The 11,312-nt window shown below is 43.0% G+C and carries 13 protein-coding genes; all 13 read left to right on the top strand.

Annotation, left to right across the window (positions count from 1 at the left end):
- A partial coding sequence (locus tag ACW12G_RS04305) for a nucleotidyltransferase family protein (RefSeq protein ID WP_455647357.1) occupies window positions 1-639 on the top strand: 639 nt, incomplete at its 5' end.
- 19 nt (window positions 640-658) lie between these two features.
- Complete coding sequence (locus ACW12G_RS04300) at window positions 659-1,204, top strand: YceD family protein (RefSeq protein ID WP_029509874.1); 546 nt, start codon at window positions 659-661, stop codon at window positions 1,202-1,204.
- A 94-nt stretch (window positions 1,205-1,298) separates the two neighbouring features.
- On the top strand, window positions 1,299-1,988 hold the full coding sequence (locus tag ACW12G_RS04295; RefSeq protein WP_010001175.1) for a response regulator transcription factor: 690 nt from the start codon (window positions 1,299-1,301) through the stop codon (window positions 1,986-1,988).
- An 8-nt stretch (window positions 1,989-1,996) separates the two neighbouring features.
- Window positions 1,997-3,100: a sensor histidine kinase gene (locus tag ACW12G_RS04290; protein ID WP_282851001.1), complete on the top strand. Its 1,104-nt coding sequence runs from the start codon at window positions 1,997-1,999 to the stop codon at window positions 3,098-3,100.
- Window positions 3,081-3,377 (top strand): acylphosphatase, encoded by a 297-nt coding sequence (locus tag ACW12G_RS04285; protein ID WP_455647356.1) that lies wholly within the window; start codon window positions 3,081-3,083, stop codon window positions 3,375-3,377. Before ACW12G_RS04290 ends, ACW12G_RS04285 begins: the two co-directional genes overlap by 20 nt.
- Window positions 3,378-3,401: 24 nt before the next feature.
- On the top strand, window positions 3,402-4,316 hold the full coding sequence (gene yidC, locus ACW12G_RS04280) for a membrane protein insertase YidC (RefSeq protein ID WP_048701420.1): 915 nt from the start codon (window positions 3,402-3,404) through the stop codon (window positions 4,314-4,316).
- Between the two features lie 65 nt (window positions 4,317-4,381).
- The gene (locus ACW12G_RS04275) at window positions 4,382-5,155 is read left to right on the top strand and encodes a TrmH family RNA methyltransferase (RefSeq protein ID WP_019040287.1); all 774 of its coding nucleotides are present in this window, start codon (window positions 4,382-4,384) and stop codon (window positions 5,153-5,155) included.
- Between the two features lie 101 nt (window positions 5,156-5,256).
- On the top strand, window positions 5,257-5,493 hold the full coding sequence (gene secG, locus ACW12G_RS04270) for a preprotein translocase subunit SecG (protein WP_278320906.1): 237 nt from the start codon (window positions 5,257-5,259) through the stop codon (window positions 5,491-5,493).
- 87 nt (window positions 5,494-5,580) lie between these two features.
- A complete protein-coding gene (gene rnr, locus ACW12G_RS04265) occupies window positions 5,581-7,905 on the top strand; it encodes a ribonuclease R (protein WP_455647355.1) in 2,325 nt (774 codons plus the stop codon).
- Window positions 7,906-7,949: 44 nt separating this feature from the next.
- Entirely contained in the window at window positions 7,950-8,414 is a 465-nt protein-coding gene (gene smpB / locus ACW12G_RS04260; RefSeq protein ID WP_010004616.1) for an SsrA-binding protein SmpB, read from the top strand.
- Between the two features lie 99 nt (window positions 8,415-8,513).
- A complete protein-coding gene (rny, locus tag ACW12G_RS04255) occupies window positions 8,514-10,070 on the top strand; it encodes a ribonuclease Y (RefSeq protein ID WP_146976368.1) in 1,557 nt (518 codons plus the stop codon).
- Window positions 10,071-10,194: 124 nt separating this feature from the next.
- Entirely contained in the window at window positions 10,195-10,596 is a 402-nt protein-coding gene (locus tag ACW12G_RS04250; RefSeq protein ID WP_146976371.1) for a DUF948 domain-containing protein, read from the top strand.
- Window positions 10,597-11,232, top strand: coding sequence for a hypothetical protein (locus tag ACW12G_RS04245; protein ID WP_455647354.1), 636 nt, complete (start codon window positions 10,597-10,599; stop codon window positions 11,230-11,232). It begins immediately after the preceding gene.
- Window positions 11,233-11,312 lie beyond the last annotated feature (80 nt).

Below are 11,312 nucleotides of genomic sequence, written 5' to 3'. Positions count from 1 at the left end.
GGGTATCACGATCAAAGTTTTGCTGATGATCAAACCATTGCATCGGCCTCATCAATCCGTTTGGCCTTGCATAAAGGCAAACTTGACAAAGTACAGGGCGTTGTGCCAGAAGCGACATTACAGGCGATTGCACAAGCCCCACATACGATTGCCTTTGAAACGCCATTTTGGCAATTATTGAAGTACCGCTTAATGACGGATACAATTGGGCAGTTGGGGCAAGTTTATCAAATGGCTGAAGGCTTAGAACATCGCTTAGCGGCAGTAGCGCTGGGTGAACCTGGTCCCAAAAATTATCAGAGCTTTATTAAGTCAGTGAAATCAAAGCGCTATACTTTTGCGCGGATGCAGCGCACGTTGTTGTATACGTTACTCAATATTAAGGTTGATCAAATGCAGGCGGCCATGCAAGATCCTTATTTGCGCATTCTTGGATTTACCGATGCAGGACAACAATTCCTCAATCAGATTAAAAAGACGGTAACGTTACCGTTGATTAGTAAAGTGGATCAAAATCTTGCCAAGGCTAACTTGCGATTAGATTATAAAGCGGGTAAAATCTGGCAGTTATTGGCCAATGAGCCTGGGCAACAACAGGACGTGACACGTCAGCCGATTCATGTAACCGGCCAAAAATAAGCAGACAGGGGAGAAATAAATGAAATATCATAAAAATCAACTACAAAAATTTCGCCAAAATGCGTTAACTTTCGATGAAGATTTAACGCTTGAGACATTGGCTAAGACACGTTTTCCAGACACCATTTTAGCTTTGTCACCACTTCACGTGACTGGGCAAATTAAATACACTGACCAAGACGATTTGCTACTTAACGCGCATGTGACAGGGGAAGTCACAGTGCCGTCATCACGATCATTAGCACCAGTTGTACGGCCAGTGGATTTGGTGATTGAAGAACGTTATGTTGAAGATGAGAAGCGGTTGGCTGACTTTGAAGAGACCGATCCTGTGTTTGTATTAGAAAATGATACACTTAACGTCGACGAAGCCGTCCTTGACAACATTGTAGCTGAATTACCGTTGCAAATTTTGACGGCGGAAGAGCTGGAAAATGATGTGTTACCATCTGGACAAGATTGGCATGTTATCAGTGAATCAACTTATGAAAATGAGAAAAAAGCAGCAGAAACCGAGCAGTTGGACCCAAGACTAGCAAAATTAGACGATTTTTTCAAAGAATGAGAAAAAACTTGCAAATTTTTAGAAACTACTCTAAAATATAGGGAAGTAAAAGAATTGGATTCGGTGTTGCCGATTTAACTATTGAGGACAAAAAATGAGCAAAGTATTGATTGTTGAAGATGAAGAAAACTTGGCAAAGTTTGTCGGCCTTGAACTAAAGCATGAAGGCTATGAAGTCGAAACAGTTTTAGATGGTCGTTCAGGACTAGACGCCGCACTGGAAAATAACTATGATGTTATTTTGCTTGACTTGATGTTGCCGGAATTAAACGGCTTGGAAGTTGCCCGTCGTTTGCGTGAAACAAAGAAGACACCAATCATTATGATGACAGCACGTGATTCAGTGATTGATCGTGTTTCAGGTTTGGATTACGGGGCAGATGATTACTTGGTGAAGCCATTTGCCATTGAAGAATTGTTGGCACGTATTCGGTCACTCCTTCGTCGTATTGCAATCGAAACGGAATCAAGTGATAAGCACCGGTCAATTATTAACTTCAAAGACTTGCGAATTGAAAAAGAAAATCGTATCGCACGTCGTGATGACCAAATTATCAATTTGACAAAGCGTGAATATGACTTGCTCTTGACGTTGGTTGAAAACATTAACGTTGTGCAATCACGTGAACAATTGTTGAAGGAAGTTTGGGGCTTTGACTCTGAAGTTGAAACCAACGTAGTTGATGTGTACATCCGTTATTTACGTAACAAAATTGACGATCCAGAAAGTAAAGCATCTTATATCCAGACTGTTCGTGGTACTGGCTATGTGATGCGCAGCTAATAAATACTATGGTTGACAAAAAAAATACAACTCAAAAAGCCGCACGTCGTTTCTCATTAGGTTGGCAACTGTCACTGGGGATGGCGTCTGGTTTTTTTGTTGTCTTCATTTTCTTTACGTTGATTGTCATTGCGCGAATTAAGCAATATTATGGCACGTTACCGGCCCACTTGTACCATTGGTTATGGGGGACTGTCTTTTTAGGCGGCGTGGCCATTTTTATTTTTGCTTTTCTACTAACGCGTCTGATTTTACGTCCCGTCAAGTCAATTGAGACAACCATTGAAGCGTTACGTGATGATCCGATGACTGAGGTGCGGGCGAAACAGACCGGCCCTAATGATGAATTTTCGGATTTGGTCAGTGTGTTAAATCGGATGATTGATCGGCTACAAAATTTGATTGCTGCGCAGCAACAATTCGTTTCCGATGTTTCCCATGAGCTGAGAACCCCCGTTACCATTGTGAAAGGGCATATGGATTTGCTTAATCGCTGGGGGAAAGATGAACCGGAAGTGTTGGATGATTCGATTAAATCATCCCTTGCCGAGATGCAACGGATGGAAACACTGATTAATGAAATGTTAAACCTGACCCGTGCGGAACAAATTCCAATTGAAAATGTTCAAGAAATCACGGAAATTGGTGGTTTGGTGCATCGTGTTTATGACAACTTTAAGTTGATTCATCCAGATTTTATTTTCACCTTGGATGATGACTTAACGCATGAAGCGAATGTGAAAGTTCGTCAGGATCACATGGAACAAATCTTAATTATCTTAGCGGATAATGCAGTAAAGTATTCAACAGATCGTAAGGAAATTCATTTTGCCTTGTCACAGACGGCTAATCGTGTTGAAATCGGGGTCCAAGACTTTGGTGAAGGGTTATCGACTGAAGATGCGGGACGGGTGTTTGATCGTTTTTATCGTGTTGATAAAGCACGTTCCCGTGCCAAAGGGGGCAATGGGCTTGGTTTGAGTATTGCCCAACGCCTAGTTAACGCTTACGGTGGTGAAATTGCCATTGAAAGTGCCTTGGGATCGGGGTCAATTTTTACCATCCACTTACCACTTTATCGGGAGGCGCAGCATGGTCAGTTATCAAATTAATGTTTATGGTCGTGTCCAAGGCGTTGGCTTTCGTTGGTTTACCCAGCAGGCAGCAGAACGCCATCACATCAGTGGTTGGGTACGGAACAAAACAGATGGCTCGGTTGAAATGGCGATTCAGGGTGAACCGGCTGGGATTGATCGTTTTTTAGCCATCATTGCTGCTGGACTGGTGCCTATAGTCACGTCACACAGCTCGTTAAAACGCCGATTGCGCCGTTTGAAGGGAAAAACTTTACCATTAGGTAGGAATTATTGGTATAATGGTTATCTGTAATAACCAGGAGAAAAAAATAACCTCATGAAACAAGTCAAGCGCGTCCTCACAATAGCTTTTGTGATTTTAGATATTATCTTAATTACCGGTGGCTATAGCCAACATAGTCGTATGTACCGCTGGATTGGGCAACCATTAGCAGATATCATGGCCAATATTGCGCACGTTATTGGTGGTGTCAATGGTATCGGTTGGGCGATTATCATTATTACAGCGATTTTGCGTTTGATTTTGTTGCCGTTCTTCTTGAATCAACAAGTCAACACAACAATTAACCAAATTAAAATGCAAAAATTAAAGCCTGAAATTGATAAATTACAGGCCATCTCACGTCAGGCAGGGACATCTGCTGAACAACAACAAGCCAGCATGGCGATGATGTCACTGTATCGCGAAAACGATGTCAGTGTCATTGGCGGTATTTCATTTTTGACTTTAGCCATGCAACTACCAGTTTTTTCTGGTTTGTACGCTGCTATTTTGCACGCTCCAGCATTGAAAGGGGCAACTTTCTTTGGGCTTAGCTTAGGGCAACCACAATTGATCTTTGCGATTGCAGCCGGTGTGGTTTACTTGGTGCAAGCTTGGATTGCCGTGTTACGGATGCCAGAAGAACAAAAGAAGGCGTCAGCAACCATGATGTTGATCAGTCCAATCATGATTTTTGTGTTTGCCATGATTGCCAGTGGCGCAATTGGCTTGTACTTTATCGTGGGTGGTTTATTCGCCCTCTTGCAGTCTTTGATTCTGCACTTCCAACGTCCTGGTTTGGAAAAGCGTGTGGCGCGTGAATTTAAAATTAAGAAAACAGCAGATGATTTGTTAGCAGATCGTGCGCAAACGACACCAGGCACGCAAGCAGCACCTGCAGCCGAACAAACATCAGTACTACCACCAAAATCAAAGCGCAATCGTAATGCTGGTAAACAGCAGCGTTAATGTTTAAGTACGCCAAAAATTTGGCGTACTTTTGTTAGTTCTCAAGAGAACAGAAAGAAGTTATTATGGATCGTATTTTATCAAATCAAAACAGTCGTGTGAAAGCATGGGCAAAGCTCGCTACTAAGAAAGGCCGTCTTGAAAACAAGACTTATTTACTAGATGGCTGGCATTTAGTTGAAGAAGCTATTAAAGCAAAGGCCAAGTTCCATGCCGTGATGGCGACAGAAGCCCAAATGGCTGAACACTTGCCGGATGTACCGCATGGTGTACCAGCTTTTGAAATTAGTGAAGAAGTTGCCAAGCATATTGCTGGGACGAATACACCACAAGGCATTTTTGCCGAAATCTCATTGCCAGACAAGACGTTTGATCCAAGTTATGTGCATGATGGTGCTTGGTTGTTGCTTGACAAGATTCAAGATCCAGGTAATGTTGGGACGTTGGTTCGTACGGCCGATGCTGCTGGCTTCAAAGGCGTCGTCTTGGGCGAAGGCACAGCTGATGCTTATTCACCAAAGGTTGTTCGTGCCATGCAAGGGTCACAATTCCATTTGGAAGTCTTAAACGGCGACTTGAATGAATGGACAGATGCGTTGACTGCGAATGGCTTGCCAGTTTATGGCTCACAATTGGATGAAGCAGCGCAATCTTACCGTCAAATCGAACCAAGTACGCAATTTGCGCTAATTGTGGGTAACGAAGGTCAAGGTATGGCCGAAGAATTGGCAGCGAAAACGACGGCTAACTTGTATATCCCAATCCAAGGTCAAGCGGAAAGTTTGAACGTGGCTATTGCTGGTGGTATTTTAATGTTTAGTTTGGCGGCAGGTAATTAAGCAGCCCGCGACATAAATAACGTCTTGTGATAAAAATTCTGTGCACAAGACGTTATTTTTTGTTATAATAGGTATTAATGATTTAATGAGGAGTTATGACTGTGGCAAAAATACTCACCGTTGCTCTGATTGTTGTGGGTCTATTGCTCATTGTGACAGTCATGATGCAACCAAGTAAACAACAAGATGCGTTATCTGCTTTATCAGGTGGCGCTGGCGATTTATTCGCTGAACGTAAGTCACGCGGGTTTGAAGCGGTGATGCGACGCACAACAGCTATTTTAGGCGGGTTGTGGTTCATTATCGGTTTCGCCTTAATGTACTTGTCAGCGCATTAAGAATGATTAAGGTCAGTTTGCTCTTTTTGTAGACTGACTTTTTATTTTGGAAATTTTTATTTTGGAGAAATATAGAAAGAGGAGACTATGGCAGTAGAACAATTAAAATCTCAAATTGGCGGTTTTTTAAAAGCAAACCGCGAACAATCCTTTAGCGCGCAAAATATGGCGGACGGCCTACGCATGAATTCAGCTGCGGGCTACCAAGACGTGGTTAATGCGATGAATGCGCTTGTGCGTGATGGGGAAGCCGTCGAAAAAGATGGCCAATTCTCATATAACATCAATGCCGGCTATGTGATTGGTGAATATCATGCCAATGACAAAGGATTTGGCTTTGTTAAATATGACAGTGAATTACCGGACTTTTTTATCAATCCTGAAAATACGTTACAAGCCATGCAAGGTGATACGGTGCGGGTTTCAACAGTTAAGTCTTCAGCATCAGCTGACCGTGGCCCTGAAGGTAAGGTAGAAGAAATTATCAGCCACGCCTTTGAACGGGTTGTGGGGACTTTCTCACTTGGCTCAGAGGCGAAGGGGATGATTGGAGAAATCAAACTCAGTGACAAAAAGGCCATGGGTTATAAAGTTTTGGTGAGTGCTGATGGCATTACGCCAAACGATGGTCAAGTTGTGGTCGCGGATGTTACCCGTTTCCCAGATAAAGTTCACCCACGTGAACTAGTGGCAACGGTGACGGAAACATTAGGTTACAAGGATGAACCTGGAATGGACATTTTGCAAATTGTCTATTCTAAGAAAGTACCAAGTGAATTCCCACAAGAAGTGTTGGATGATGCAGCCAAAATTCCAGTTGACGTGCCGAAATCTGATTGGGCCGGTCGTGAAGATTTGACTGAACAAACACTGGTCACAATTGATGGTGCCGATACGAAAGATATCGATGATGCCGTTGTGGCTTGGAAGTTAGATAATGGGAATTATCATTTAGGTGTGCACATTGCCGATGTGTCACATTATGTCACGGAAGGATCAACGATTGATGCGGAAGCTTATAAGCGTGGGACATCGGTTTATTTGACAGACCGTGTCATCCCAATGTTGCCACGTAACATTTCAAACGGGATTGCGTCATTAAATCCTAATGTTGTCCGTTTGGCAATGTCTGTTGAAATGGAAATTAATCCACAGGGACAAGTTGTGAACCACCATTTGCACACATCTGTGATTAAGTCACATGCGCGGATGACTTATGATGCGGTCAACAAGATTCTTGATGGTGATGTGTTTGTGCAAGACGAATACGCACAATTGACACCGATGTTTAAAGTCATGGGCGAATTACATGACATTTTGTACAACATGCGTAAAAAGCGTGGGGCAATCGAATTTGATGCGCCAGAAGCACAAGTTGTGGTAGACGATGAAGGTAAGGCAGTTGATATTAAGCTGCGTGAACGTGGCACAGCAGAACGGATGATTGAGTCCTTCATGTTAGTGGCAAACGAAACAGTCGCGGAGCACTTTGACAAGTTAGAAGTGCCATTCCTTTATCGTATTCACGAGATGCCCGATGAAGAACGCGCGAAGTCATTCTTTGAATTTTCAAAGACATTGGGACACACCGTTTATGGTGATCCAAGCAAGGTAACACCAGCAATGTTGCAACAGTTAATGGCTGATGTGGCTGGTGATCCGGCTGAACAAATGATTTCAACGATGATGCTACGGGCAATGAAGCAAGCGAAGTATGCACCAGATCCTATTGGCCACTTTGGTTTGGGAGCTGATTACTATACACACTTCACATCACCAATTCGTCGTTACCCTGATTTGACGGTTCACCGCCTCATTAAGTGGTATGAAAAGCATGGTTATGGTCCGGAAGCACAAGCAAAATATGCCGATAAGCTCGGCCAAATTGGTGAAGATACCAGTGCCCGTGAACGGCGTGCGATTGACACGGAACGTGATGTTGATGCTTTGAAGAAGGCCGAATACATGTTAGACAAAGTGGGTCTGGAATTTGACGGTGTTGTCAATTCAGCCATGAAGTTTGGCTTGTTTATTAGCTTAGAAAACACGGTTGAAGGATTAGTGCACATTTCTAACTTGACCGATGATCATTATGAATACGATGAAGCACACGCTGCCTTGATTGGTCGCTCAAAGCACCGTATTTTCCAAATTGGTCAAAAGGTGCGTGTCAAAGTTTTGCGCGTTAACAAAGAAGAACGGACTGTTGACTTTATGTTAGTGGATCCAGAAAATGCGCCAACAACCGACATCCGTGTGGCGTCAAAGAACAATGGTAAGTTTGGTAAAGGCCGTAATCGCGAAGAGCGTTGTAAGAATGAGCGTCGCGGTAAGTCTGAAGGACCACGACAACGTCGCGGTAACTTAGATGCTAAGCAAGGCCAAAAGCGTGATGCAAAGCGAAATTTCTAAAGCAACGCGCAATGAAAGACTAATTTTTTAGTGGCGGGAACAGTATGGCAAAAAAGCAACAACAGACAGAAAAATATCTTGCACAAAATCGCAAGGCGCGGTTTAATTATGCAATTGAAGACACGTTTGAAGCTGGGATTGCATTAACTGGGACTGAAATTAAGTCTGTCCGTGCGGGACAAATTACCATCGGGGATGGTTTTGTGACGATTCATAATGGGCAACCACTATTAACGAATGTGACAATTGCGCCTTATGCGCAAGGCAATCAATTCAACGTTGATCCAACCAGAACACGACCATTACTTTTGCATAAACGCGAAATCAATCAATTAAGTCGCGCTGCGGCCGAACCAGGGGTCACGATTGTGCCCTTAAAGGTCTACCTGAAACATGGTTTTGCCAAAGTCCTGATTGGCATTGGTCGCGGAAAAAAGAAGTATGATAAACGCGAAGATATCAAACGTCGGGACCAAGAACGCGAGCTTGGTCGGCGCTTAAAACATTAAGCGCAGGACCGGCTTTGGGTTTGACGTTAAGTAAGTTTACAGCTATACTTAATATATGTGGAATAGTTGAAATTTCACAAGCTGAAAGGAATGACACGCATGATAGTAACAATCATTTCAGCACTCTTCGCAATCGTGATTGGTCTCGTTGTCGGTTATTATGGTCGTCTTTGGCAAGATAACAAACAAATTAACGCAACGAAACAAATTGCAGCTAACATTCTTGAAGAAGCAAACAAAGAAGCTAAAAGTCTCATACGTGCAGCGAAAACTGACGCGAAAGAAATGGCCCAAGATTATCGTAATCAAGTGGATTTAGATTTCAAAGATCGTCAAAAGCAACTGCAGCAACAAGAACAACGGCTTGAAGATCGCATCTCGAACCTCGACAAGAAAGATGCGGCCTTGAATCAGCGTGAAGCGCAATTGATTCAAAAAGAAAACCAAGTACAGCAACGTTTGGATGATGCAAATCATAAAAAGACAGTTGCCAATGACTTAGTAACAGCACAACAGGAAAAGTTGGAAGAAATTGCCCAATTAACGCCTGTTGACGCTAAAGAACAAATTTTAAGTCAAACGAAACAAAGTTTGGTACGTCAACGTGCTGCTTTAGTGAAAGAAGCTGAAGAAGACGCGACGAGCGAAGCCGAAAAGCGCGCGCGCAATATTATTGTGCAAGCGATTCAACGGTCGGCAGCAGATGCTGTGGCGGATGTCACAGTGTCGGTTGTGCATTTACCAAGCGAAGACATGAAGGGCCGAATTATTGGTCGTGAAGGTCGGAATATTCGCACATTAGAATCATTGACAGGGATTGATTTAATCATTGATGATACACCAGAATCAGTGGTGTTAAGTGGCTTTGATCCAGTTCGTCGTGAAATTGCTAAAATGGCCTTAGATGCCTTGGTAGCAGACGGTCGCATTAATCCTTCACGGATTGAAGAGACTGTTGAAAAGGCACGTCGACAAATTGATGAAACAATTCGTGAAAAGGGTGAAGAAGCGGTATTTGAGCTTGGCCTACGTGGCCTGCACCCAGATTTGATTAAAATGATTGGCCGGATGAATTATCGAACGTCTTACGGTCAAAATGTGCTCCAACATTCAATCGAGGTCGCAAAACTTGCGGGAATGATGGCAGCAGAGCTTAAAATGGATGTCGCGCTTGCGAAGCGCGCTGGATTAATACATGATATTGGTAAGTCGGTTGACGCTGAAGTTGAAGGTTCCCACGTGGAATTGGGCGTACGTCTTGCCGAGAAATTTAACGAAAAGCCTGATGTGATCAATGCCATTGCGTCACATCACGGCGATGTACCAGCAACGTCACCAATTTCTGAATTAGTGACCGCTGCTGATGCCATTAGTGCCGCCCGTCCAGGGGCGCGCAGTGAATCACTTGAAAACTATGTCCAACGTTTGAAGGATCTTGAAGCCATTGCTAACTGTTATGACGGTGTTGAAAGTGCTTTTGCCATTCAAGCTGGACGTGAAGTTCGCGTGATTGTCGAACCAACTAAATTAACGGATATCCAGGCAACAGTCTTAGCACATGATATTAAATCAGATGTTGAGGAAAAGCTAGAATATCCTGGACATGTGAAGATTACAGTGGTCCGCGAAACACGCGCAACAGACTATGCCCACTAATAAACAAAAGTTACTCGTTGAGTAACTTTTTTTGTTATACTTATACTATGTTGTGCCAGTATGATGTTATTTTAATACAGTAGGTTGCAGCAAATACATTAAATATCACGGTATGGGGGGATTTATGGCACCAGGACAATGGGTACTTATCATTTTTGCGGTTGCTTTCTTATTACTGGTAATATTTATCGGTATATTCCTAATGCGCCTAACGCAATCACTTAAGATTATTACGTTCGACGTGGACACGATTGCCCGATCGAGCAATGAAATTCTTGGCAACGCCAATGAGCTATTGACTGATGTCAACGAGAAAATGAAGACATTAGATCCAACTGTGCAAGCAGTTGCGGACTTGTCGGTTACGGTATCAGAATTAAATGACACTGTACAAAGTGTGACAAATCGATTTGCTGCCTCAAAGCTTGTTCGCGGCTTTGGTGCGACGGGTATGGCAGCATCTGTTGCAAAAACGGCTATGCGTAAGTATAGTCACAAAAAATCATCAAAAAAGGAGACAAAGTAAATGTCAAAAGCTAAAGGATTTTTAATTGGGATTGCTGCGGGAGCAGCTGCATTGGCTGCGTTTAAAGTATTGCCAAAGAACCGTCAAGAAGAACTCAAAGCTAAAGCTACTGAAACATCAGATGCCTTGCGTGAAAAGGCCTATGATGCCGCTTATGCGACTGCTGATTTTGCTGGTGATGTAACGGAAAAGGCTAAAGCTAAGGCTGCTGAATTAAAGGATAAGAGCCAAGAAAAGTATGGCGAAAAGATTGATTTGGCTGCTGATCAAGTGAAGCAATTAGCCGATCAAGCCACACCTTATGTTAATAAGGCAAAGGATTTGGCTGTAAGTTATGTGGATAAGGCACAAGCCTCATTGAATGAATTACGCGATAAGTTCAATAATCATGATATTGAATTGACACAAGCTGATCTCAACCTTGATGAAACATTGCGTGATTTGGCTGAAGCGGCTCAAGTTGAAGCTGAAGATTTCTCTGATAAAGCTGCTGATAAGGCTAAAGAAGTTAATGAAAATGTTGACAAGGCTGCCGAAAAGGTCAACGAAAACGTTGCTAAGACGGCTGAAAAAGTTAACGAAAAGGTCGACAAGGCTGCTGAAAAAGTTGCTGAAAAAGCCGACGATGTGAAATAATTAAGCATAAAAAAAGCGCTCACAATATGTGGCGTACCCCGAAAGTTAAAGCAACTTTCGGGGTTTTATTTATGACTAAA

It is taken from the genome of Leuconostoc sp. (assembly GCF_965300815.1).
The sequence above is the reverse complement of the archived record's forward strand: the minus strand, read 5'-3'. Positions and strand labels throughout refer to the sequence as shown.

What these genes read in the sequence shown, in the direction of transcription:
- yidC (WP_048701420.1), top strand. Translation starts at nt 3,402, where the DNA reads ATGAAACAAGTCAAGCGCGTCCTCACAATAGCTTTTGTGATTTTAGAT.
- ACW12G_RS04245 (WP_455647354.1), top strand. Translation starts at nt 10,597, where the DNA reads ATGTCAAAAGCTAAAGGATTTTTAATTGGGATTGCTGCGGGAGCAGCT.
- ACW12G_RS04300 (WP_029509874.1), top strand. Translation starts at nt 659, where the DNA reads ATGAAATATCATAAAAATCAACTACAAAAATTTCGCCAAAATGCGTTA.
- ACW12G_RS04295 (WP_010001175.1), top strand. Translation starts at nt 1,299, where the DNA reads ATGAGCAAAGTATTGATTGTTGAAGATGAAGAAAACTTGGCAAAGTTT.
- rnr (WP_455647355.1), top strand. Translation starts at nt 5,581, where the DNA reads ATGGCAGTAGAACAATTAAAATCTCAAATTGGCGGTTTTTTAAAAGCA.
- ACW12G_RS04285 (WP_455647356.1), top strand. Translation starts at nt 3,081, where the DNA reads ATGGTCAGTTATCAAATTAATGTTTATGGTCGTGTCCAAGGCGTTGGC.
- rny (WP_146976368.1), top strand. Translation starts at nt 8,514, where the DNA reads ATGATAGTAACAATCATTTCAGCACTCTTCGCAATCGTGATTGGTCTC.
- ACW12G_RS04290 (WP_282851001.1), top strand. Translation starts at nt 1,997, where the DNA reads ATGGTTGACAAAAAAAATACAACTCAAAAAGCCGCACGTCGTTTCTCA.
- ACW12G_RS04250 (WP_146976371.1), top strand. Translation starts at nt 10,195, where the DNA reads ATGGCACCAGGACAATGGGTACTTATCATTTTTGCGGTTGCTTTCTTA.
- ACW12G_RS04275 (WP_019040287.1), top strand. Translation starts at nt 4,382, where the DNA reads ATGGATCGTATTTTATCAAATCAAAACAGTCGTGTGAAAGCATGGGCA.
- smpB (WP_010004616.1), top strand. Translation starts at nt 7,950, where the DNA reads ATGGCAAAAAAGCAACAACAGACAGAAAAATATCTTGCACAAAATCGC.